At 71.2% G+C, this 24,935-nt stretch carries 12 protein-coding genes; 6 read left to right on the forward strand and 6 right to left on the reverse strand.

The annotated features are described in order from the left end of the window. Positions 1 to 75: 75 nt before the first annotated feature. From ABZS64_RS00795 to ABZS64_RS00810, 4 genes are all read right to left on the reverse strand, one after another. Positions 76 to 6,996: an SDR family NAD(P)-dependent oxidoreductase gene (locus ABZS64_RS00795; protein WP_355821619.1), complete on the reverse strand. Its 6,921-nt coding sequence runs from the start codon at positions 6,994 to 6,996 to the stop codon at positions 76 to 78. A gap of 353 nt (positions 6,997 to 7,349) precedes the next feature. Then, positions 7,350 to 7,616, reverse strand: a complete 267-nt coding sequence (locus tag ABZS64_RS00800; protein WP_355821621.1) for an acyl carrier protein — start codon at positions 7,614 to 7,616, stop codon at positions 7,350 to 7,352. A gap of 324 nt (positions 7,617 to 7,940) precedes the next feature. Continuing rightward, positions 7,941 to 9,905, reverse strand: a complete 1,965-nt coding sequence (locus tag ABZS64_RS00805; RefSeq protein WP_355821623.1) for a BTAD domain-containing putative transcriptional regulator — start codon at positions 9,903 to 9,905, stop codon at positions 7,941 to 7,943. 249 nt (positions 9,906 to 10,154) lie between these two features. Next, positions 10,155 to 11,702: an MFS transporter gene (locus ABZS64_RS00810; protein WP_355821625.1), complete on the reverse strand. Its 1,548-nt coding sequence runs from the start codon at positions 11,700 to 11,702 to the stop codon at positions 10,155 to 10,157. A 249-nt stretch (positions 11,703 to 11,951) separates the two neighbouring features. Between ABZS64_RS00810 and ABZS64_RS00815 the strand changes: the two genes are divergently transcribed. Further along, a complete protein-coding gene (locus tag ABZS64_RS00815; RefSeq protein ID WP_355821627.1) occupies positions 11,952 to 12,647 on the forward strand; it encodes a helix-turn-helix domain-containing protein in 696 nt (231 codons plus the stop codon). 232 nt (positions 12,648 to 12,879) lie between these two features. On the opposite strand, the gene ABZS64_RS00820 is transcribed toward ABZS64_RS00815, so the two are convergent. Both ABZS64_RS00820 and ABZS64_RS00825 read right to left on the reverse strand, forming a co-directional pair. Beyond that, positions 12,880 to 18,000 (reverse strand): type I polyketide synthase, encoded by a 5,121-nt coding sequence (locus ABZS64_RS00820; protein WP_355821629.1) that lies wholly within the window; start codon positions 17,998 to 18,000, stop codon positions 12,880 to 12,882. Between the two features lie 120 nt (positions 18,001 to 18,120). Beyond that, a complete protein-coding gene (locus tag ABZS64_RS00825; RefSeq protein ID WP_355821631.1) occupies positions 18,121 to 19,431 on the reverse strand; it encodes an AMP-binding protein in 1,311 nt (436 codons plus the stop codon). A gap of 283 nt (positions 19,432 to 19,714) precedes the next feature. Here ABZS64_RS00825 and ABZS64_RS00830 point away from each other — a divergent pair, with 283 nt between their 5' ends. The 5 genes from ABZS64_RS00830 to ABZS64_RS00850 are packed head-to-tail and all read left to right on the forward strand — an operon-like array spanning position 19,715 to position 24,910. Further along, positions 19,715 to 20,752, forward strand: a complete 1,038-nt coding sequence (locus ABZS64_RS00830; protein WP_355821633.1) for a ketoacyl-ACP synthase III family protein — start codon at positions 19,715 to 19,717, stop codon at positions 20,750 to 20,752. A gap of 10 nt (positions 20,753 to 20,762) precedes the next feature. Continuing rightward, positions 20,763 to 22,382, forward strand: coding sequence for an AMP-binding protein (locus ABZS64_RS00835; RefSeq protein WP_355821635.1), 1,620 nt, complete (start codon positions 20,763 to 20,765; stop codon positions 22,380 to 22,382). A 1-nt stretch (position 22,383) separates the two neighbouring features. Next, positions 22,384 to 22,653, forward strand: a complete 270-nt coding sequence (locus tag ABZS64_RS00840) for a phosphopantetheine-binding protein (protein ID WP_355821637.1) — start codon at positions 22,384 to 22,386, stop codon at positions 22,651 to 22,653. Beyond that, the gene (locus ABZS64_RS00845) at positions 22,653 to 24,137 is read left to right on the forward strand and encodes an amidohydrolase family protein (RefSeq protein ID WP_355821639.1); all 1,485 of its coding nucleotides are present in this window, start codon (positions 22,653 to 22,655) and stop codon (positions 24,135 to 24,137) included. The genes ABZS64_RS00840 and ABZS64_RS00845 overlap by 1 nt, the downstream gene beginning before the upstream one ends. Next, on the forward strand, positions 24,134 to 24,910 hold the full coding sequence (locus ABZS64_RS00850) for a 2,3-dihydro-2,3-dihydroxybenzoate dehydrogenase (RefSeq protein ID WP_355821641.1): 777 nt from the start codon (positions 24,134 to 24,136) through the stop codon (positions 24,908 to 24,910). Before ABZS64_RS00845 ends, ABZS64_RS00850 begins: the two co-directional genes overlap by 4 nt. Positions 24,911 to 24,935: the final 25 nt, after the last annotated feature.

Genomic DNA, 24,935 nt, shown 5'->3' on the forward strand with positions numbered 1-24,935 from the left:
GGCCGGCCCGGACGGCTGGGCACGGTGAGCGCCGTCCGGGCCGACCCGATCGCTTGCGTCAGCTACGAAGCGGAATCAGCTGCTGATGAACTTGGCCGCCAACTGCGGGGCCGAGACCACCGATACGCCGTCGAAGCGGGTGAGCACCCGTCCGTCGGGGGCGCAGGCGGTGATGGTGAGCGAGGCACCGGATCCGTTGCCCGCCGAAGCGGGCTCCACCACGATCAGGAACGTCTCACCGTCCGGCAGCGGGTGGTGCAGATCGGCCCGGCCCACGGAGAGGGGCAGCCCCGCGGTGCCGCGGAACAGCCTCACCCACACAAGGCCCGCCTGGAGCAGCAGGTCCGCCGTACCGGGCGCGAAGCGGGAGCCCCCGAAGGCGCCTCCGGCGGGCCGGAGTTCGGGCAGCGCGCACTCGAGGACCAGCCGGGACTCGTCCTCGGCCAGCACCCGGCGCACACCGCGCAGGGCCGGTCCGTGGAAGAGAGTGCCGTCGCTGTAGAAGCCCGCGGCGTCCCGGCCCGAGCCGAGCGCCGGCAGTCCGTTCACCGTGGCATCGGCGAGCGTGGTCCCCGGGGCGACGACGGCCGCGTAACGCGGTCGTGCGACTCCTTCGGCGTCGGTCGCGCGGATGGCCACCTGGACGGCGTCCCCGGCCGGGGTCGTCGTCAGGCTGACCTGCTCGGGCTGCGTACCGTCGAAGACGATGCCCTTGTGGACCGAGAAGTCCCGGACCTGGCGCACCTCGGTGGCACCGGCCCGCTCGACCGCGCCGATCGCCCAGCCGAGCGCGACGGCCGCCGGGAGCACCGGCGCATCGCCGATCACATGGTCGGTGACGATGGGGTCGCCCGCCAGCTCGCCGAGGCTGCGCTCGACGGTGACCGCGGCCGTGACGGCGGTCCGCTCGGGCTCCGAGAGGGGCGTCGTCGGGCCGAGTACGGTCACCACGTCGCCGGCGTGCTCAGGGGCGAACTGCTCGGTGAACATCCGGGCCCCGGTGTCCGCCGGGATCAGTACGATGCCGCGCTCCTGGAAGACGGCCTTGACCTCCGGGGAGACCATTCCGCTGTCCCAGGCACCCCAGTTGAGCGAGGTGACGCGGGCGGCCGGGTGGCGCTGCTTCCAGGAGGAGGCCCAGGCGTTCAGGACCTCGTTGGCCATGGCGTAGTCCGACTGGCCCCGGTTGCCGAAGAATCCGGCCACCGAGGAGAAGAGCACCACATGGCGCAAGGCGTCTGCGGGCAGTGCGGCGGTCACCGCGCGCAGTCCGGCCAGCTTGGGCGCGAAGACCCGCTCGATCTCGGAGGCCTTCTTGTTGGCGATGAGCTGGTCGGCCAGGACACCCGCACCGTGCACCAGACCGCTGATGCGGTCCTTGTGCGGCGCGAGGGCGGTGGCCACGGCGGCCGGGTCGGTGATGTCCACCGCCAGGTACTCGACCTGGCTTCCCGCGGCCCGTACGTCCTCGATGGTCTTACTGATCTCACGGGCACCCACCACGGCCCGGTAGAGCTGCTCGACGCGCTTCGGGGTGGGCTTCTCGCCCGCCGCCTTCAACTGGCCCGCGGCCGCGGCCTTCAGACCGGGAGCCTCGACGCCGCGCGCCCACTGGGGCTCGTCGTCCAGCGGGGTGCGGCCCAGCAGCAGCAGTCCCGGCTTGTACTGCTTGGCAAGCTCGATCACGCAGTCGGCGGTGATGCCGCGCCCGCCGCCGGTGACCACCAGGACGTCGTCGGAGGTGAGCGCTGCGATGTCGGCGCGCGTTCCGGTCAGTGGCTGCTCGGCGAGAGTGAGTCCGACCCGGCGCGAACCGTCGTGGCCCACCTGCACCGTGTCGGTGACGGCGTCGTGGACCTCGTTCAGGATGAGGGCCGCACCGGCCTCCGGGGTGAGGGCGGGAGCGAGGTCGAGGGCCCGGGTGAACAGCTGGGGCGCCTCCACCGCCAGGGTCTTGACCAGGCCCGCCACACCGCCGGCGGGGGCGAGCTCCTCGTCGACTCCGCCGAGGCCGAACGCGCCGTCGAGACGCGTGACGGTGACGAAGCCGGCCCGGCCCGTGGCGGCCGCGGTGTTCAGCGGCTCGACCGCGTGCTTCGCGACGAGCAGCGTGTGGGCGAGGCGGCGTACTCCCTCGGTCCAGTCGGTGCCGTGTGCGGCGGAGAGGTCGAGGACCAGGCTGATCCGGTCGGCGAGTATCTCTTCCATGCGCTCGGCGAGTTCGGTGACTCCCCAGCCGGACAGGGAGTGGTCCTTGACGCCGCTGATGCGCTGGGCCACGCCCGGCAGCCGCAGTACGTGCACGTGGCGGCCCGACTCGATGAGGCGGCTGACGACGACCGGTGCGAGGTCGGCACCGTCGTCCACGACGAGCGCGCCCGAGCCCTCCTGGTAGGCGCCGACCAGCAGGTCGGGGCTGGCCAGGGTGACCAGCGCGGCCTGGGCCCGGCCGATACCGGCGGGGGTCTTCTCGGCGGCGGGCTCAGTGGCGGCCGGGTCGGCGGCCTGGGGCGCGGAGGTCTGGGCGGCGACTGACGTGTCAGCGCCGCCCGCCATGAAATCCACGATGTGGCGGAGCGTGCGCAGTTCACCGAGCTGCTCGGGTCCGGCGGAGAGCGTCTCGCCCAGGCGCTCCTGCATCACGCCCATGATCTCGACGCGCTTGATGGAGTCGATACCGAGATCCGCCTCGATGTCCATGTCCAGCTCAAGCATGTCCGCCGGGTAACCGGTCTTCTCACCGACCACCTCGAGGAGCGCTGCCTCGACACCGGCGGCGTCGAGACCTGCCGGGGCGGCGGCGGCCTGCGGTGCAGCGGCCGGAGCGGCGGCAGCGGCCTGCGGGGCGGCGACGGTGCCCGCGGCCTCGGCCATGAAGTCAACGATGTGGCGCAGGGTGCGCAGTTCACCGAGCTGCTCGGGACCGGCAGCAACCGTCTCGCCCAGACGCTCCTGCATCACGCCCATGATCTCGACGCGCTTGATCGAGTCGATACCGAGATCCGCCTCGATGTCCATGTCCAGCTCAAGCATGTCCGCCGGGTAACCGGTCTTCTCACCGACCACCTCCAGCAGAACCACCTCGACATCCACCGCAGGCTTGGCAACAACCGCCGCCGCCGGAGCGGGGGCGGGAGCGGAAGCAGAACCCGCGGCCTTCGCCATGAAGTCAACGATGTGGCGCAGGGTACGCAGTTCACCGAGCTGCTCGGGACCGGCAGCAACCGTCTCGCCCAGACGCTCCTGCAACACGCCCATGATCTCGACCCGCTTGATCGAGTCGATACCGAGATCCGCCTCGATGTCCATGTCCAGCTCAAGCATGTCCGCCGGGTAACCGGTCTTCTCACCGACCACCTCCAGCAGAACCGCCTCGACATCCACCGCAGGCTTGGCAACAACCACCGCCGCCGGAGCGGGGGCCGGAGTGACCGGGACCGGGGCGGCGACGGCCGGAGCGGCGGTCAGCGCCTGCGGTGCGGCGGGAGCCGCGGCCGGGGCTGCCGTCAGGGCGGCCGGGACCGGAGCGGGAGTCACCGGCTGCGGGGCCGTCGCGAGGGCGGCCGCTGCGACCTGCTGCGGGGCGGTCTCGCGGACCGGCGCGGGGGCGTTGCCGAGCTCCAGGCCGGCCAGATCCCGCAGGATCTCGTTGGCCCGCAGGTGGCTGCGGCCGATGTCCAGGCCGTGCTCCTTGACGGCGTTGACCCCGGCCAGTACCTGGCCGAGCTGCCCCTGGTCGGCGGCGCGCTCCAGCAGACCGGTGAGGCGTTCGGCGCTCTGCAGCTGGCCGTTGAGGTAGTCGTCGTGCAGGGAAAGATGGTCGGCCACAAGATCGGCCAGGCGGTCACTGTCCACGTGGGCTGTCTCCATGACGGTGGGAGTGGGGGCGGGTGCGGGCGCCGCCTGAACGGGAGCGGGTGCGGTGGCGAGGGCGGTGCCGGTCCTGGCCGCAGCCGGGGCGGCCGCGATCGCCGGGGCGGGGGACGGGGCGGGGCGCGGGGCGTGGGCGACCGCCGGGGCGGGGGCCGAAGGCGATGCGACCGCCGGGGCGTGGGCGACCGCCGGGGCGGGGGCCGAAGGCGATGCGACCGCCGGTCCGCCGGGGCTCCGCCCCGGGCCCCGGTCCTCAAGCGCCGGAGGGGCTGAATGTGCCGGTGCGGCGATGCGGTAGCCGTTGTCGATCGCGTCGCGGTACGCCGCCCTGCGCTCGGGCGAGACGTAGTTGATGCCGTTCAGGAGGATCGACATCCCCTTGGTCGGCCCGTTCTGCACCGGTGCCGCCACATAGCGGTCGGCGGTGGCCAGCGGCAGGCCGAGGACCGCGAGCTGGGCGACGGCCTGCTTCAGTGCGACGTCCGCGTCGCGTCCGGGACCGGCGTCGAGGTTGACCACGGTGTGCTCGCGGTCGCCGAGGATCCGGCGTACCAGCTGGGTGAGCACGCTCTTGGGGCCGAACTCCACGAAGACCCGGAACCCGGCCGCGTACATCTCCTCCACGCGGGCGGCGAAGTCGACGGGGTTGATCAGCTGCTCGGCCAGGACCTTGCGATTGGCGGCGATGTCGTCGCCGTAGACCGCGCCCTTGGTGTTGGCGAAGACGGTCCCGTTCGGCAGGCCGACCTCGACGCGCTCCACATCGCCGCGGAAGGCGTCGACCGCGTGGCCGACGAACGGGGTGTGGAAGGCTGCCGACACCGGCAGGCGGCTGGTGCGCAGGCCCGCGTCCTTGGCTGCCGCGACCAAGCGCTCCACCTCGTCGGTGCCGCCGCCGATCACGATCTGGTCGGCCGCGTTGCGGTTGCAGACCACCAGACCGGCCCGGTCGGCGAGGAGTTCGGCCACGCGCTCCTCGGGAGCGGAGACCGCGGCCATCGCACCGGCGTCGAAGCCGGTCTCCGGCGGCGGGGCCATCGCCTTGCCGCGGGCTCGCGCCAGCGCGAAGAAGGCGTCGTCGTCGAGCGCGCCCGCGGCCCACAGTGCGGTCAGCTCACCGAAGCTGTGGCCGAGGAACCCCTCGGCGGCGAAGCCGAGTTCGGAGAGATAGCGGAACTGCCCTGCCGACAGCGCGCCGATCGCGGGCTGCGCGTAGGCGGTCGCCTGGAGCGCTGTCTCCTGCGCCTTGCGTGCGGCGTCGCCGAACAGCGGCGGCGGGAAGGCGATACGGGACAGCGGCTCGGCACCCTCGAAGTGCAGGTTGGCCCGGTCGAAGGCGGCCCGCAGCGGCGGCAGCGCCATGACGGCGCTCTGGCCGAGGTTGACGTACTGGCTGCCCTGACCGGCGAAGAGCGCGGCGACCTTGGCGGCCGGTGCGGCGCTGCGGCGGAAGTGGACGCCCTTGGGGTGCGACCACGCGTCCGCCTCGGGCCGCGCACGCAGTTCGCCGAGCGCCAGCTCGCGCAGCGTCTTCAGCTCGTCCTCGGTGCGGGCGACCAGCGCGACGCGGGCGTGGCCGTCGGGGGCCGGGCCTCCGGTCGCGGGCGCACCACTCGCGAGGGCGTCGGTGAGGGCGGTGGTGTCCGGGGCGTGCCACAGGTGCACGGCCGCGACCGGGTACCTGACCTGCAGGTCGTCGCCGTCGCCGTGCTCCTCGAGGACCATGTGGAAGTTGGTGCCGCCGAAGCCGAAGGAGGAGATGGCGGCGCGGCGCTTGGGCCGCTCCGGGTCACGGATCCAGGGCCGCGCCTCGGTGTTGACGTAGAACGGGCCGGAGTCGAAGTCGATGGTGGGGTTGGGCTCGTCCACGTTGATGGTGGGCGGCAGCAGCTTGTGGTGCAGCGCGAGCGCCAGCTTGATCAGACCGGCCGCGCCGGCGGCCGCCTTGGTGTGGCCGATCTGCGACTTCACGCTGCCGACGGCCGCGTACTGACGGCTCTCGTTGCCGTCGGAGACCACGGCCGACAGGGCGCTCAGCTCGGTGGCGTCACCGACGGCGGTGCCGGTGCCGTGCGCCTCGAAGAGTTCGATGCTGCCCGGCGCGCAGTCCGCGTCCTCGTACGCGCGGCGCAGCGCGACCATCTGCCCTTCCTTGCGGGGGGCGTAGATGGACTTGAACCGGCCGTCGCTGGAGGTGCCCATGCCGCGCAGGACCGCGTAGATCTGGTTGCCGTCGCGCTCGGCGTCGGCGAGGCGGCGCAGGGCGAGCATGCCGATGCCCTCACCGATCAGCGTGCCGTCGGCGTCCTTGTCGAACGGCCGGATGCGCCCGGACTTGGAGAGCGCGGGCGTCTTGCTGAAGCACAGGTACATGAAGATGGTGTTCTCGGCGTCGCAGCCGCCCACCAGCATCGTGTCGGAGCGGCCTTCGAGCAGCTCGCTGGCGGCGGCGCGGACCGCGCCGAGCGAGCTGGCGCAGGCGGCGTCGATCGTCATGTTGATGCCGCCGAGGTCGAGCCGGTTGGCGACCCGGCCGGCGACCACGTTGCCGAGCATGCCGGGGAAGGAGTTCTCCTCCCAGGGCGCGTACGCGAGACGGAACTTGGCGACGATCTCCTCGGCGTCCTTGGCGGACAGACCGCAGCTGCGGACGACCTCCTTGAGCACTCCGCTCTGGAGTCGCGCGGTGAGGGGCTGGGTGAGCTGGTTGGCGCCGGTGATGCCGAGGATGACGCCGGTGCGCGAGGCGTCGTACCAGGGCTGGTCGGCTCCCGCGTCCTTGAGCAGATCGCGCGCCACCACCAGGCTCAGCAGCTGGAGGACGTCCGTGACCTCCAGGGTGTTGGGGGGAAGCCCGAACTCCAGCGGGTTGAAGGGCACGTCGGGGATGAACCCTCCGCGCTTGGAGTACGTCTTGTCGGGCACCGAGGGGTCGGGGTCGAAGTGCTCGTCGACGTCCCAGTGGTCCGCGGGCACATCGTCGATGCAGTCGGCGGCCGAGACGACGTTCGCCCAGAAGTCCTGCACGTTGCTGGACTTGGGGTAGAGCGCGGAGAGGCCGACGATGGCGATGGGGTCCCGGGCGAGCCGACGGTCGAGGTCGGATTCCTGCGATGAGTTCACGGCAAGTCTCTCTGGATCTGGGCGAACAGGGACTTCGGTCTCGGCGCCTTCGGCACTCGGGCCGGCGGCGCGAGCGAGCGGCGCGCGCCGCTGTCAGGGGCGGTGGACCGGGTCAGCGTCGTGCGGGGACGCCTGGTGCGATGCGGCGTGCTCGGCAAGGCCGTTCGGGTTCCGCCGGCCGGGCGTCTCGTCCCACGGGACGGCGGACGGGGCTGACACGGCCCGTCCCGCGGGACGAGGCCCTTGGGGCCTGCCGGCACCGGCTGTACGGATTCAGGGCGCCGGCATACGGACGGGGCCGGTCGCGCTGTCGAGCGGCGCCGACCAGTGCGACCGGCCCGGCGCCACCTCCGCTACGCCGCGGCGGTGCGCTGCTCGCTCTCTTCGGCGATGTGCGCCGCGAGGGCCTCGATGGTCGGGTGGTACCACAGCGCCGTCGTACCGAGCTCGAAGCCGAGCCAGCTCTCCATCTCACCGGCGATGATGAGCGCCTGGGTGCTGTCCAGGTCGAGCTCGTCGAAGTACTGGTCGGCCGGAACCTCTGTCGGCTCCACACCCAGGCGCTGTGCGATCTCGTCGATCAGCCATTTCTGGGCTTCTTCGGCCGTAACGTTCGCCATTTCCCATCCTCTCCCAACGGCTTATTGCACGCCTTACGGGGGACGCTTGGCATTCCCCGTAAGGGCGCCTCACACATGGAGGCGCAAAAATTCATCAGCAAGGGCCGGAAACCGGCCACTAATCGGGACTTGACCCGCGAGCTTTGACCATAGGTCTGAGCCCCTGTCCGGGCAACCGAACTCCGCACCGCCAAAGGCCGATTTACCTGTGGGTAAAGAATCCTTCGGCCTGCACTGTGCGGAATTCCCGTGCTGAGCTGCGGTGTTTCCGTGGGAGAAGACGGGAAGAGACGTCCTGTCAGCCTCGCGCAAGGCTGTCAGCGGTCATGTCAGCCGTGGCCAGCGGCCGTGCCCTCCATTGCGTGCCCGGCTCGAGGTCACCGACTGCTTGGAGCGCAGCGCATAGGAATGGTCCGCCGCCCTTCGCGCGAGTTCGGCGACCAGTGCGTGGATCGAGAGGTGCGGTGTCGCCGCCAGCCTGGCTACGGCCATGCGCAGCTCCAGCGGATACTGCCCGCAGACCGCCGCCAGTTCGGCCGTGGCCTCGGGCTCCGCAGCCGTACGCTCCGGACCGAGATGGGTCTCGATCAGGGCGTACGACTCCGCCGCCGACAGGACGTCGAGGGCGATGGTCTGGGCGCCCTCGCGGGTCACCAGATCCATGAGCGGCGATCTGCTGGTCACCAGCACCAGGTTTCCCGGAGTGCCCGGGAGCAGGGCACGGACCTGCGCCGCGTCCGCCGCGTCGTCCAGCACGACCAGGAAGTGGCGGCCGGCGAGCTGGCTGCGGAACAGGGCGGCCGCCTCCTCCTGGGTGTCCGGTATCCAGGTGTCCGGCACACCGAGGGAGCGCAGGAAGCGGGTGAGCACCGTGCAGGGATCCACCGGCCGGCCCGAGGCGTCCGCGCTGCCCTGCAGATCGGCGTAGAGCTGCCCGTCGGGGAACTCCTCGTGCCGGTGATGGGCCCAGCGCACCGCCAGTGCGGTCTTCCCGATCTCGGGCGGTCCGTGGATGGCGGCGATGCCCACGCAGGGGTGCCCCTTGCGCTGGTGCGACAGAAGGCCGTCCAGTACCGCCAGTTGCTCCTGGCGCCCTATGAAAGGCGTGATGACCGGCGGAAGTTGTGCCGGTGGAGCGAGACTTCGGGGACGGGAATCGGATTCTGCCGGCATGCGGGGCGGCGGCGGGGGCGCGGGCCAGGAGTCACGGGCGGTGCCGTACCCCTGCACCGTCACCGCACAGGGCGGTTCCAGGGCAGCCGGATCGGTGCGCCCGTCGGGGCCGTCGTGCATCAGGATGGCGTTCCGCGCCTGCCAGATCTCTTCGCTCGGCTCTACGCCCAGCTCCTTCTTCAGCCGCATCCGCAGCTCGGTGAAGAGTCGCAGTGCGGCCGCCCGCCGCCCGGACCCGGCGAGCGCAAGCATGATCCGCGCCTGGAGTGCCTCGTGCAGCGGCTCCTCGTACGACGCGACCCTGAGATGCTCGACCGCGAAGGCGGAACGGTTCAACCGGATTGCCAGATCGGCGAATTCGATGGCCACATCGATGTGCCGCTGCGCCACCCTGACGACGGCGGGGTGCTGCCACAGCTGGGACAGATCCTGTAGCAGCCGCCCCTGCCAGCCGCGCAGGGCCTGTCCGAAGAGTTCGAGTGCGGCCATCGGATCGGCTGCCGCTGTCTGCGAGGCCAGTGCGCTGCGCTCCTCGAACTGACGGAGGTCCAGCTCAACGCCTCTACTGTTGAAGACGTACCCACCGCGCACGGTGCTGATCCGGCGGGTGCTTCTGCCCCCGTGACGTCCCTGCCCCGGCTCGATGAGGCGGCGCAGCCGCGCCACATAGGTGTGCACCAATTTCTGGTACGCGGGCGGCGCTTCACCGCTCCAGAGCACATCCGCTATCTCTTCGTGGCTCACGGTCTGGTCCGGCTGTACGGCCAGCAGCCCGAGCAGTGCCCGCTGCTTCAGCGGCATGGCCACGGGCAGCCCCGTGCACAGGACCGTCAGCGGCCCCAACAGGCGTATCTCGTAGAGGAATCCGGGCTGGTCCGGCCGCGGCTCCGTATCGGACTCACGGCCCGGGGCTGCGGCCTCGTAGTCGTATCCGACCACCTCGGCCATCCGGGCCAAGGTCTCATGGCGCGGATTCTGCACCTGTCCACGTTCAATATGGCGAACGGTCCTTACGCTGATCTCGGCCCTTCGCGCTACTTCGTCCTGTGTTAATCCTGCCTTGATGCGTGCGGCCCTCAGGCCGTCCCCCCTGGCAATCCTCAACCATCCCCCCACCCTTCAAGCGCATTTGGCGACGCCAGTTCGAATAGGACTGGCATGCGGCCTCGCCACCGGTCACTCTATTGTGAAGATTACGCGGAAGCGAAGACTCCGATTTTGTAATTGCCAACTCTCTTACGAAACACGGCCCCAGGGTGTTGACACCAAGTGACCATGAACTGTGGCGTCGTAGGAATCCAGTCGAACCCTCAACCAAATTCCCTGGGTCCGCCGGCCGGCAACCGGCGGACCCACGCACCACGATCAGGCGGTCCGAAGCGGACCTTCCGCCGCCGCCGGCTGCCCGTCGTGCTCGGGAATTCCGGCATCCGGCTGCTCGGCTGAACGGCGCACCAGTACCAGGACGAGCACTCCCGCCAGCGCGGCCGCGACACCACTGATCAGGAAGACCTGGTCGAGTCCCGCAGCCCAGGCGTCCTCGATCGCGGTGGTGGCGGCGGCCCGCGACTGCTCGGGGAGAGAGGCGACCACGCTCGACGCCTGACCGCTGGTGACCAGTTCGGCCGCCTCGCCGACCCCGGAGAACGACGTGCTGTCGTCGAGGTTGCGGCCCACCACGCCCGACAGGATGGCGCCCACGACCGGGATACCGACCGCGAAGCCGAGCTGACGGAACGTGTTCGCCGCACCGCCGGCCATGCCCGCCCTGCTCGCCGGCGCAGCGGCCAGCGCGGCCGATGCGAGGGTCGGCGAGGCGATACCGACGCCGATACCGGTGACGATCATGCCGGGAAGCAGCGCCGTCCAGCCCGAGTCGCCGGTGACGAGCATCTCGAGCAGCGTGCCCGAACCGATCAGCAGAAGGCCGATACCGATCGGCCACTGCGGGGCGACGCTCGCGAGGAACCGGCCCGCCAACCCGGCGGCCAGGAAGGACATTCCGCTCAGCGGCGTGAGGATCAGACCCGCCTTGACCGGGCTGAGGTCGAGCACGGACTGCGCCCACACGGAGACGAACACCAGGTTGGCGAAGGCCGCGGCACTGAACACCACGGCTCCCGCCATCAGCCCGCCGAACGACGGCGTACGCAGCAGGGCCAGGTCCAGCATCGGATCCCGCTTGCCGCGCTCCACGAGCACGAAGGCGACCAGCGCGATCGCCGCACCGCCGAACAGGGCGAGCGTGATGTTCGCGCCCCAGCCGTCGTCGCCCGCGCGGATCAGGGCGAAGATCAGCAGAGTCGCCATCAGAGTGAAGCCGATGGTGCCGGGCAGGTCGATACGGCGGTCGGTGCGGGTGGCCGAGCCCTCCAGGTGCTTGCGGCCGACGATCAGCGCGAGCACGGCGACCGGCAGGTTGACCAGGAAGATCCACCGCCAGTTCAGGTGCTCGGTGAGCAGTCCGCCCAGGATGGGTCCGGCGGCCGCGGCGGCGCCGTTCACAGCGCCCCACAGGCCGAACGCGATACCGCGGTCACGGCCGCGGTAATTGCTTGCCAGCAGGGCGGTGTTGGTGGCGAACATCGCCGCGGCGCCGAGGCCCTGAACACCGCGAGCCGCGATCAGCTGACCGCTGTTGTCCGCGAGGCCGCAGGCCAGGGATGCGACGGCGAAGACGGCAAGGCCGACGAGGTAGACCTGCCGGGCGCCCTTGAGGTCGGACAGCGAGCCGATCGCCATCAGCAGGGCGGCGAGGACCAGCACATAGACGTCGACCACCCACTGCAGATCGGAGAACGACGCGTCGAGCGAGTCGGTCATCTGGGGCAGGGCGACGCTGACGATGGTCACGTCGATCAACAGCATGAAGGTGCCAAGGCAAACCGCCAGCAGCGGCATCCATTTGCGCATGACGCGGAGCCTCTCAGATTCCGGGACAGAAAAGGGACAAATGCATCGGCCTGCCGGTCGGGTCGGCCGGTGGCCGGGTAGTTCACTGCTGCACCACGGCCGGTGCCCGCAGGACGCGGCACCGGTGACGAGCGGTCTGTGCGGGCATCTCTTAGACAGTGACTAATAGGTTAGGCTGACTCTATGCCCTGCGGGTCGCCGGGCGTCAAGTCGCTTCGGTCACACCCCCTCAGCGTTAGGTTTTTAGTCATGTCTGGGTCAGCGCCCCGCCGCCGTTCTCGAGCATCGGCAGGCCTGCCGCCCATCACGGCGGACAAGATCATCGATGCCGCGGTCGAACTGACCGCCGAGCACGGACTCGACGGCTGGTCGATCCGGCAGATCGCCACGAAGCTGGATGTCTGGCCGGGCGTGGTCGCGCATCACGTCGGCGACCGCGAGGCGGTGGTCATGGCGGTCACCGACCGGGTGATCGCACGTATTCCCGTGCCCGACGTGGACGTGCCGTGGCGCGACTGGTTCAGCGCGCTGATGCTCGAAGGGCGCGCCGTGCTGCGGCAGTACCCGGGTGTGGCGCGCCGTCTCGTCCTGGTCGGCCCGAACGTGCCGTCCGCGCTGCCGACCATCGACATCGGCATCAAGGTGCTGCTGGGCGCGGGGTTCGGTGAGCACGCGACCGAGATCTACCGGTACTTGCTCAACAGCGCGTTCATGCTGGTGGCGGTCGAGGACGACCGGGACAGTTACTTCCCCGCGGCGCGCGCGGAAATGGGGCGCGCCATGGCCGCGTTCGTGGCGGACAAGACGCGCCCCGGACTGGCGGCGGCGGGTGCGCAGGCGGTCGCGAGCGACGACCCGGCGGATCTGGCGGCGCAGGACTTGGCGTTCTTCAAACTGACGGTGGAACGGTCACTGGACGGCGCGGAGGCGTTGCTCAAGACCTGACGCGAGCTGTACGCCGGGGCTCGGCCGCACATTCAGTCCGTCCGGCGTTCGAGAACACGCGCGGAGCGCCTCCGGGGGTCTGAGGGCCTGCCCCCCCACGCGGCGGAGCCGCAAAGTGTCACAGCGGGAAGCGGCGGGTAGGGGAAAGCCCGCCGCAGGCGCAACGGGTCCGGGGCGGAGCCCCATGGGTACGGGGCTCCGCCCCGGCGGGCGGTCGGGGGTCGGCCCCCAGTCAGGCGGAGGCCCGGTCCGAGGCGTCCGCGTTAGCGACACCCTCCCCCAGCACTCCCGCCAAGAACCCCGCAATCTCACTCACCGTCGGGTAGTTCCACAGCAGCGTCGCCGGCAGCGCCACCCCCAGATCCCGTTCCAGCGCGACCCTCACCGCCGTCGCCAGCAGGGAGTCGACACCCGCCTCGGTGAGTGGGCGGTGCACGCCGACCGCCGCCGGCTGGACGCCGAGGACTACGGCGACCCGCTGGCGTACGTCGTCGAGCAGATACGCGGCCAGCTCGTCCCCGCTGAGACCGACCCAGTCGGGCACCTCGGCGGGCTGGGACGCGTCGGCCTGGGCCAGTTCCGCCAGCAGGGCGGGCCTCGGGCCGGTGTGGCCGCGCAGCAGGCTCAGTACGGTGACCAGCGCGCTCGGCGCACGGCCCACCGTCTGGTCGAACGCGCGCAGCGCCTGGTCGGGGGCGATGTCCGCGGTGCCACGCGCGGCCAGTTCGGCATCGGTGGCCGAGGCCGCCGTCGCCATGCCCATACCGCGCCAGCTGGTCCAGGCGATGCTCACCGACTCCTCGTGCCCGGCGGCCCGCCGGTGCGCGGCCAGTGCGTCCAGGAAGGCGTTCGCCGCCGCGTACGCGCCCTGGCCCGGAAGTCCGAGCAGCGGGCCGCAGGAGGAGAACAGCACGAAGAAGTCCGTCGACCCCGGCGGGAACAGCTCGTGCAGCACGAGCGCGCCGTCCACCTTGGGCCGCATGACATCGCGCAGATGCCTGGCGTCGAGCCGGTGCAGCAGCGCGCTGTGCACGGTGCCCGCAGCGTGGACCACGCCCCGGATCGGCGGCAGTTGGAGCGCGTCGAGCGCGGCCCGCGTGGCGCCGGGGTCGGTGATGTCGGCGGCCACGGTGGTGACGGTGACTCCGGCGGCCTCCAGTCGGCGCAGCGCGGCGACCCGGGGGTCGTCGTCGGACCACTGTGCGCGCGGCGGCACCGCGGTCCGGCCGAGGAGCACGATACGGCGGGCGCCGCGCTGGGCGAGGTGCTCGGCGAGCACCAGGCCGAGCACGCCCAGACCGCCGGTGATCAGATACGTACCGTCGGCCCGGCAGGTGAACGCCTCGCTGTCCTCGGCCAGTTCGGCAGGTACGAGCCGGGGCACCCGCACCTCGCCGTCGGTGACGGCGAGTACCGGCTCGGCCGGGCGCAGGTGCAGCAGGCTCAGCAGCAGCCCGGCGGGCAGTTCCTCCAGCGGCCCGGCGGGCAGGTCGACCACGCCGCCCCAGAATTCAGGGTGTTCGCTCGCGGCCACCCGGCCCATGCCCCACAGCGGGGCGTGGTTGAGCTCGTCGGCCGAGGCCGCGTCCCGTACCCCTGTGGTCAGGCACCACAGCGTGGGCTTGCGGCCGGGCAGCGCGGCGATCGCGCCGACCAGTTCGGCGAAGGCCACGGCGACGTCGGCCGCGGGTATGGCGTGCGGGGCGAACAGCACATGGTCGGCGCTGTCCAGTTCGGCACGGTCGACGCTGACCGTCGCACCGTGCTCGGCGCACGCGGGGACCAGCGCACGGGCCAGGCCGGCCGGGCCGAGCACCAGCACGGTGCGGTCCGGGAGCGTGGTGTGCGCGGCGGTGTCCACCGGGAAGGGCTGCCAGTCCAGTTCGAAGCGGCCGCCGGTGCTCTGCTCCTCCCCGGACAGGTCGCCTTCGAGCTCGCTGTAGCGCAGCCCGCGCAGGGTGAGTACGGACTCGGCGCCGTCGGCCTCACCGCGGATGTCGACGTGCACGGTCGTCGGGTGGTCCTCGTCGAGCCGGACCGAGATCGTCGCCGTCCGCGGCGGCAGCCCGGTCCGGGTCACCTGATCCACGTACGAAGGCATACGCAGCACACCGGGGCCGGGGAAGATCACCGAGGCCATGGAGAGGGCGGCGTCCAGGACGGCGGCCCAGCTGCGGTCCAGTTCGGCGCTCGCGGTGGCGGTCAATGTGCCCTCGCCGCGGCGCAGTTCCTCGATCCGCCACGGATACCCCATGTCCGCGACGCCCAGTTCGGCGAGCCGCTCGATGACATGGCCGGGGTCGAGGGTCTCGGGGGTCTGTCCGATGCGTACCGGCTTGGCCGGCTCTCCCCCGCCGACGGTGGCCAGGGTGTGGGTGGACCAGGCCGAGTCGGGTGCGCCGAGCCGGCGGGAGACGAGACTCAGCGCGGTGTCGTCGCGGACGATCTGAAGCTCTCGCGTCTCCTGCTCCGGCACCACGACCGGCTGGCGCAGCCGCAGATCGGTCAGCACATCGGTGCGGCCCGCGGTGAGGAAGGTGTTGACCAGCACGGCGGCCGGGACGATCTCGGTGCTGAGCACCGGGTGGCGGCGCGGGTAGGGCCGGGTACGCAGGTCGAGTGTGGTCTGCCAGACCCGCAGCCTGGAACCGTGCACCCCGGTCTCGGTGCCGAGCAGGGTGTCCACAGGTGACTCGGTACCGCTCCGTGCGTCGACCCAGTGCCGGGCGTGCTGCCAGGCGGTGGTGGGCAGCTCGGTGCGGATCCCCGAGGGCTGCAGGACCGACCAGTCGACCGGGACGCCCTGGCAGTGCAGTGCGGCGAGCGAGGTGAGCAGGGTGGTCCGCTCCGGGCGGTTGCGGCGAAGGCTGGGCGTGACCAGGGTGTCCCCGGCGCCCGAGAGGGTCTCGTTGATGGAGTGGCCGACCACGGGGTGTGCGGAGATCTCCAGGAACAGCCGGTGGCCGTCCTCGAAGGCGGCCTGGACCGCCTCCTTGAAGCGCACCGGATTGCGCAGGTTGGCCGCCCAGTAGTCGGCGTCCTGCCGACGCTTCGACCTGGGGTCGTCGAGCGCGGTGAGGTAGAGCGGCACCTGTGCGGGCCCGGCCTGCAGATCGGCGACGGCGGCCGCGAGGTCACCGCTGATCGCGTCCATGTGCGGGCTGTGGAAAGCGACGTCGGAGTCGACCCTGCGTACCGTCCAGCCCAGTTCGCCCCACAGTTCGGCGGCTTCGTCCACGGCCGGGATGTCACCGGCGACGACGGTGGACGAGGGAGCAGCGGCGATGGCCGCGCAGAGGGTGTCGGTGGCACCGATTGCCTCCTGCACCTCGTCGAAGGGCCGGTCGACCATGATCATCGCGCCTCGGCCCGCCACCTTGCGCAGCAGTCCCGAGCGGCGGCAGACCAGCCGTGCGCCGTCGTCCTCGGACAGCACTCCGGCCACCACCGCCGCGGCGATCTCGCCGACGGAGTGCCCGATCACCGCGCCCGGCGCTACGCCGTAGCGGCGCCAGACCTCGGCGAGGCCGATCTGCATGGCGAACAGCATCGACTGGATGATGTCGACCGAGCCGAGGTCACCGCTGCTGAGCACCTCGCGCGGGGTGACGCCCAACTCCTCGGCGTAGATGGGGCCGAGCCGGTCGATGGCCGCGGCGAACACCGGCTCCTGGGCGAGCAGGTCCTGGCCCATGCCCGACCACTGCGCGCCGTGTCCCGAGAACACCCAGACGGGCAGGCGCGGCGGGCCGGACGTCTCGCCGGTGACCAGGGCGGGATGAGTCTCGCCCTCGGCCAACGCGCCCAGGCCGTCGGCGAGTTCGGCCCGGTCGGCCGCGACCACGACGGCGCGGGCGGACAGGTGGGCCCGGCGGTGCGCGAGGGTGTGCCCCACATCGGGGAGCGTGTGCGCGTGCAGGGCCTCGCCCAGCCGGGCGGCCTGCGCGGCGAGCCCGGGTGCCGTCGCCGATGACAGGGGGTAGGCGGTGAGCCCCGACTCGCTCTGCTCAGTCCGCTCGGGCTCATCGGCGACCGGAGCCTGCTCGAGCACGGCGTGCGCGATCGTGCCGCCGTAGCCGTAACTGGCCACTCCCGCGAGCCGCGGCCTGCCGGTCTCCGGCCACGGCGTGGCCTCGCCGACCAAGCTGAGCCCGGACTCCGCCCACGGGATGTCCTTGCGCGGACCGTCCACGGTCAGGGTCGGCGGGATGATTCCGTACTGCATGGCGAGCGCTGTCTTGATCAGCCCGGCGATGCCCGCCGCCGCCTCGCAGTGCCCGATGTTCGTCTTCACTGACCCGATGAGGCACGGACGTTGTCCGGGGGCGCGGTCGCCGACGACCTGGGCGAGCGCGGCTGCCTCGATCGGGTCGCCGACCTTGGTGCCCGTGCCGTGCGCCTCGACGTAGTCGACCTCGTGCGGCGCGACGCCTGCCGACTCGTACGCCTTGCGCAGCAGATGCGCCTGGGCGGAGGAGCTGGGCGCCATGATGCCGTCGGTGCGGCCGTCCTGGTGCACGGCGCTGCCGCGGACCAGGGCGATGATGCGGTCGCCGTCCCGCTCGGCGTCGGCGAGGCGCTTGAGTACGACGATGCCGCAGCCCTCGCCACGGCCGTAGCCGTTGGCGGCCTCGTCGAAGGCCTTGGAGCGGCCGTCCGGCGAGATCGCCCCGGCGATGTCGAGCACGGTGGTCAGCCCCGGGCCCGCCATCAGCATGATTCCGCCGGCGAGAGCGACCGGCACCTCGCCGCGCTGCAGGCTGGCGCACGCCTGGTGCAGCGCCACGAGCGACGACGAGCAGGCGGTGTCCACGGCCACGCTCGGACCGCGCAGATCGAGGGTGTACGAGATCCGGTTGGGCACACCGCACAGCGAGGAGCCGATCCCGGTCCAGGCCTCGACTCCGGGCAGGTCCTCGAGCAGCCGGCGGCCGTAGTCGTCGGTGCCGACGCCGACGAACACGCCGGTGTCGCTGCCCGCGATAGTGGAGGCGGGGATGCCCGCGTGCTCCAGCGCCTCCCAGGCCACCTCCAGTGCCATCCGCTGCTGCGGGTCGAGCTGGCGGGCCTCGGTGGCCGAAATACCGAAGAAGGACGCGTCGAAACCGCTGATGTCGCCCAGGAACGCGCCGTTGGAGGTCACCCGCGACAGCACCGCGGCGTTCTCGCGCGACTGGGCACGCTGCGGCGCCCAGCGGTCCTCGGGTATCGGCCCGGACGCGTCGACCGCGCCCATCAGCAACTCCCACAGTTCTTGTGGCGAGTTGGCGCCACCGGGGAAGCGGCAGCCGATGCCGACGATGGCAGTCCGGTCTTCGGGGGCCGGCGGCAGGGGGGTCAACTCACTCACCATGGGGGTCACCGCTTACGGGTCGGGCGTCGTCCACGGTGGACGGCGACGGGACAAGGAGAAGTCGGCCGGAATCGGCGGGGCGCGCCCGGAGGCCTGCGCGGGCGGGCAGCGGGAGGCGGCTCATGCGTACATGACCGCCTTGTCCCAGTCCTCGCCCTCGCCGAACAGATAGCGGGCCTTGAGGATGTCGCGCTGCGCCGTGAGCGCCTCGCGGGGCACCAGCGTGCCCAGCGGCAGTCCGGTGATGCGGTGCGGTACGCCGAGCTCCCGGTCGATCAGTTCGGCCAGCTCCTTGACCGCCTGGTCGCGACTGTCGTCCGGCGCCTCGAACTCCACGCGCAGCACATCCGCGTGTGCCATGGCCCGCCAGAACATCACCTCGTAACCCCCTGGGAGGCGGAACACCAGCTCTTCGAGCCGCTGTTGGGTGACGGTCGAGCCGCCGACCGGATAGCCGGTCCCCGACCGCCCGAGCACCCGGACCGTCGGCAGCTTCCAGCCGCAGGGGCACTCCGATGTGGACACCTCGACGTCGTCGGCGAGGTTGTAGCGCAGCAGCGGCATCGCCTCGCGGTAGAGCGGGGTCACCACCAGCTGGCCGCGCCCGGACTCCGACAGCGCACCGGTCTCGGGGTCGAACACCTCGAAGATCGCGCGGTCCGCCCACAGATGCAGGGCGCCGTGCGGGCACTGTCCCGCGATGGTGCCGGTCTCGGTCGAGCCGTACTCCTCGACGACCGGTATGCCGCCCCAGATCTCGCTGAGCCGGCGGCGGCGCACCTCGGTCAGCGGTTCCGCCGCGGTGAACATCGCCCGCAGGGCGGGGAAGTCCTGGTCCGGGCGCAGCCCCGCGGCCTTCGCCGCGGCGGCGAGCATCATGATCTCGGTCGGGTTGCACCAGGTCAGCGAGACGTCCAGGGCCCGCATGACGCGGATCATCCGGGGCAGCGGGGTGGCGAGCGAACGGGCGTCGCCCGGCACGATCGTGGCGCCGCGCAGCCGTCCCGCGGCCTGCGCGAGATGCGCGGTGATCACCAGGCCGTACGGCGTGCGCACCAGGAAGGTGTCCGACGGGGTGATGCCGACCCACTTGCGTGCGTAGCGTTCGGCGAGGTCGGCCCAGTCGTCGTCGGTGTAGTACGAGGCGGTGGGATCCCCCGCCGTGCCGCTCGACTCGTGGTAGGTGGCCAGCTTCTCGCGGTCCACCGCGAGCAGTCCGAACGGGTACTGGTCGCGCAGATCCTGCTTGGTGGTCAGCTCGATGCCGGCGAAGTCCTCCGCGTCGCGCGGCACGCTGCGGCCGTCATGGCGGGCGGCGTAGAACGGCGAGCGCATCGCCTGGGCGAGCACCCGCGGCAACTCCGCCCGCTGCAGCTGCGTGAGTTCGGCGGTACTTGACCAGTCGCCCAGTTCCGGACGCGACCACGACATCGGATCTCCTCGTCTGTGCCGGGGGCCGCGGGCGGACGGCACGCGGCGGCTACCCGCCCAGCACACACCGCGGTTCGAGCCCGGGCCCGAGTAGTCGCTACTCAAATCAGCCAACGGGGCCCAGGCCGGCGGGGAGCGGATCCCCTGCGCAGGGGACCCTTACCCAACCCCTTTGTTAGACAGTGTCTAATACGTCCGATTGAGTAGCGCCTACTCATGAGGCCCGTTCAGCCACCGTGTTGGCTTGCCGCGAAGGCATCCACCCCACGAAGGAGTCGGCGCGATGAGGACCGAGAACCTGTATCTCGCCGGGATCGGCAGCCATCTGCCGCCCCTGTACCCGGCCGAGCGCGCGGTCGCGGAAGGCCTGTACGACGAGGCGAGCCGGCAGGAGTCCGGCATGCGTTCCGTGGCCGTAAGCGAGTCGACACCCGCCCCCGACATGGCGATCGAGGCGGCGAGGGCCGCGCTGTCCGGATCCGGCCACGGGCCCGAGGACATCGGCATCCTGCTGCACAGCTACACCCACCACCAGGGCCCCGACGGCTGGTCGGCGGTGCACTACATCCTCAACAACACCGTCGACCGCCCGGTGCCCGCCGTGGAGATCAAGCAGGGCTGCCTCGGCATGCTCGCCTCCGTGGAGGTGGCAGCCAACCGGCTGACCGCCAACCCCACCCATGACGCCGCCCTGATCACCACGGGCGACAACTACTCAACTCCGGGCTTGGAGCGGTGGCGTGCCTCCGGTCTCTTCGTGCTCGCCGACGCAGGCTCCGCGGTGGTGCTCTCGCGGCGGAGCGGCTTTGCCGAGCTGCTCGCGGTCGGCTCGCTGTCCGACTCCTCGATGGAGATCCTCCACCGGGCGGGCGAGGAGCTCTTCCCGCCGGGTGTCACGCGCGGACGCGGCCTCAACTTCGGCGAGCGGGCCCAGAAGGTCCGTGAGCAGTGGGCGGCGGGCCAGGCCCCGCCGATCAAGAACTTCGGCGACAAGGTCGCCGAGATCGCCGAGCGCACGCTCAAGGAGGCGGACCTGACGCTCGATCAGGTCGCCAAGGTCTGCCACGTCGGCTTCGGCCGGCCCGCCCTGGAGGCGATGTTCCTGCTGCCGCTGGACGTCGACGAGGACAAGGCCGTCTGGGAGTACGTCAACACCATCGGGCACACGGGCGCGGCCGACCTGTTCCTGGGTCTTGAGCACGTCTGGCGCACCGGCCAGGTCAAGCCCGGCGATCACGTACTGCTGATCGGCGCAAGCACCGGCATGGAGGCCGGCGCCGCCGTCGTACGCATCACCGAATCCGCACCCGAATCCAAGTAGGAGCTCCTGAATGCTTGCCGGATGCACTCCTTGGCCGTCCGATGTCGCACAGCGCTACCGCGAGCAGGGCATCTGGCGCGGTGAGACGCTCGGCGCGCTGCTGCGAGGCGCCGCGCGGCGGTACGGCTCCGCCACCGCGCTGGTGCACGGCGGCCGCCGGATCAGCTACATCGAACTCGACCAGTGGGCCGACCGGCTGGCCGCCGGGTTCGCGGCGCACGGTGTGCGCGAGAACGACCGGCTCGTGGTGCAGCTGCCCAACGTCCCGGAGTTCGTGGCGATCGCCTTCGCCCTGATGCGTATCGGCGCGAAGCTGGTCTTCTCGCTGCCCGCGCACCGCTCCACCGAGATCTCCCACCTCGTCGAACTCAGCGGAGCCACCGGTTACGTACTGCCGGAGACCCACCGCGGGTTCGACCACCGCGAGATGGCGCTGGAGATCCAGGCGGAGTCCCCCGAGCTGCGCACGCTGTTCGTGCTCGGCGAGAAGAGCGAGGGCTTCGTCGCGGTGACCGAGCTGGAGCTCGCCAACGCCGAACCGGAGCCGCTGCCCGAACCCGACGCTGCCGATGTGGCGTTCTTCCTGCTGTCGGGCGGGACCACCGCGCTGCCAAAGCTGATCCCGCGCACCCACGACGACTACGTCTACCAGTCGAAGCGCGCGGCTCAGGTGTGCGAGCTGACCAGCAGCGACACCTATCTCGCCGTGCTGCCGGTCGAGTTCAACTTCGCGTACGGCTGCCCCGGAGTGATCGGCACCTTCCAGACCGGCGGAACCGTCGTCCTGGCCGACACCCCCAATCCGCTGGACTGCTTCCCGCTGATCGAGCAGCACAGCGTCACCGTCACCTCGATGGTGCCCTCGATCATGCAGCTGTGGCTCGAGGCCGCCGAGTGGAGTGAGGACGATCTGAGCAGCCTGCGCCTTGTGCAGGTCGGCGGGGCGCGGATGACACGCGAGTTCACCGAGCGCATCGCGCCGACCCTGGGCTGCTCGCTCCAGCAGGTGTTCGGCATGGCCGAGGGGCTGTTGACCTTCAGCAGGCCCGACGACCCGGCCGAGTCGGTGCTCACCACCCAGGGCAAGCCGATCTCGGACGCCGACGAGCTGCGGATCGTCGACGAGGACGGCAGGGTGCTTCCCGCCGGCTCCATCGGCGAGCTGATCACTCGCGGCCCGTACACCCTGCGCGGCTACTACGGGGTGCCCGAGTACAACAAGCGCGCGTTCACCGAGGACGGCTTCTACCGCACCGGTGACCTCGCCCGGCTCACCGAGGACGGTGACCTGGTGATCGAGGGCCGCATCAAGGACATGATCATCCGCGGCGGCGACAAGATCTCGGCCGGCGAGGTCGAGGACCATCTGCTCGCGCTGGCGTCGATCGCGCAGGCCGCCGTGATCGGCGTACCCGACGAGTTCCTCGGCGAGCGGATCTGCGCGTATCTCGTCCCGGACGGCGAGCAGTTGGCCCTGGCGGACCTCAAGCAGGCCATTCACTCCCGCGGCGTCGCGGACTACAAGCTGCCCGACGTGGTGCGGTACGTGGCCGAACTCCCGCTGACGCCGCTGGGCAAAGTCGACAAGAAGGCGCTGGCCGTCATAGCCGCGTCCGAGCAGGAAGGCTGACGTGGACATCACTCCGACCCCTACTGAGCTCGATCTGCGCGCAACTGTCGCGCCCCTGCTGGGCATCGAGCCCGACGCGATCGAGCCGGACGCCAACCTGGTGGTCCTCGGGCTCAGTTCGCTGGAGATCATGCGGCTGGTCAGCCGCTGGCGCAAGAGCAGGATCCCGGTGCAGTTCGACGAGCTGGTCGCAGCGCCGACGCTGAACGGCTGGCTCGCGCACTTCGCCACCATCGCCCCGCCCGCGTCGACCGAGCCCGGGGTGGCGTGATGAGCGTCCAGTTGATCACCGGTGGCACCGTATACACCGCTGACGCCGAGGAGAGCGTGCACGCCCCCGGCGCGGTGCTCACCGTGGACGGCATGATCGCCGCTGTCGGCGGCGCGGCCGAGGTCGATGAGGCGGTCGCCGCTCTCGACCCGGCGCGCAGGGCCGGAATGAAGAGGGTCGACGCGAGCCGCATGATGGTGCTGCCCGGGTTCGTCAACGCGCACTGGCACGAGATGTTCGCCATGCGCTTCCCGATGCGCGGTGCGCTGCGGCCCGTCTCCGACCGGGACGACCAGGTCGCGTTCATGGGCGGCGGCGGCGACATGCACCAGATCTCCGCCACCTTCGACCGGTTCGACGCCCTCATCGACGGCATGACCCCGGACGAGGCACAGGCCATCGCCGAGTACTCGATGTGGACGCAGCTGCGCAGCGGGGTGACCACGCTCGGCGATATGGGCTCGCTCAACCGCCCGCACTCGATGGTCGCCGCGGCGCAGCGCCTCGGTATCCGCTTCTCGGCGAGCACCTGGGCGAGTGACGCGATCTGCCCGCCCGACCAGGACACGTATCTACGCACCAGGGACGCCGACGGCGTCCTCGCGAACTTCGAATCGCTGCTGCAGCTGGTCGGCAAGGACACCTCGGGGCGTATCAGGTGCCGTCCGAGCATCGCCTACGTCACGAACATGACCGACGAGCTGGCGCGCGGCATGGCCGAACTGGTCGCCGCGCACGACCTCGGGTTCGCCACGCACGTCGGCGCGCTGCGCAACGAGGTCGAGCTGATGCGCACCTACTACGGCGAGACGGGTGTGCGCCGGCTTGCCGAACTCGGCCTCGTGGACGAGCGGTTGATGGCGGGGCACTGTGCGTTCCTCGACGAGCAGGAGCAGAAGCTCCTGCTCGAGGCCCGCGCCCACATCAGCCACTCCCCCGGCAAGTACGGGCCGTCCGGCGAGTCGACGCTGACCGAGACCGGTGCGGTCCCGGCGCTGCGCAGGGCGGGCCTGGATGTGTCGCTGTCGACGGACGGCTCGTCGATGCCGAGCGCGGGAATCGCCGAGACGATGCGGGCCGCCTGGCAGATGTACAACGAGATGAGCGCCGACCAGACCGAGGTGCTGCCCAGCGACGCGCTGGCGATGGGCACCCGGATCGCGGCGAAGGGGCTGCGCTGGGACGACGCGGTGGGCAGCCTGGAGGTGGGCAAGCAGGCCGACCTGGTGCTCGTGAAGGCCGACGACTGGCGCTATCTGCTCAACCCCCGGCCGCTGGAGAGCTTCCTGTGGCTGGCCGGGTCGGCCGATGTGGACACCGTGATCGTCGGCGGCCGCACTCTGCTGTCCGGCGGCAAGGGTGTCGAGGTCGACGAGGCGGGTCTGCAGGAGCGCTATCTCGAAGCGCTCGGCGCGTTCACGACGCGCACGCTGCGGGTGCCCGGCGAGGTCGTCGGGCGCGTACTCGGTCAGGTGACCCGGTGAGCGGCGGGCTGTCCGGCGTCGCCGTGGTGACGGGGGCGGCCGGCGGGATCGGTGCCGAGATCGCCAGGGCCCTGGTGGCGGCCGAGACACCGGTCGCGCTGCTCGACCGTGACGTACTGGCGCTGTGGGAACTGGCGGCGGAGCTGGACTCGACCGGCGTAGGCGTGCTCGCCGTCGCCACCGACGTCACCGACAGCGGCGACGTGGACAGCGCGGTGGCCAAGGTCGAGGTCGAACTCGGCCCGATCGAGTACCTGGTCAACGCCGCCGGGGTGCTGCGCAGCGGCCAGGCCGCCCAGCTGACCGACGAGGAGTGGGACACCACCTTCGCGGTCAACGCGGGCGGGGTGTTCCACACCAGCCGGGCCGTTGCCCGCGTGATGGTGCCGCGCGGCAGCGGGTCGATCGTGACGGTGGCCTCCAACGCGGCGGCCACCCCGCGGATGTCGATGTCCGCCTACGCGGCGTCCAAGGCGGCCTCGGCGATGTTCACCAAGTGCCTCGGCCTGGAGCTGGCCGCGCACGGCATCCGCTGCAACGTGGTCGCCCCCGGCTCGACAAGGACCCCGATGCTCACCGCCCTGCAGGGCGACGCGGCGGAGCGTGCCTCGATCGAGGGAGTGCCTGACGCCTACCGGGTCGGCATCCCGCTGCGCCGTATCGCCGAGCCGGCCCATATCGCCGACGCCGTGCTCTTCCTGCTCTCGGAACGGGCGTCCCACATCACCATGCACGACCTGACCGTGGACGGCGGCGCCGCGCTCGGAGCCTGACCGACCGATGAGAAGAGGACACGAC

The sequence above is a fragment of the Streptomyces sp. NPDC005408 genome, assembly GCF_040606445.1.
Classification (GTDB): domain Bacteria; phylum Actinomycetota; class Actinomycetes; order Streptomycetales; family Streptomycetaceae; genus Streptomyces.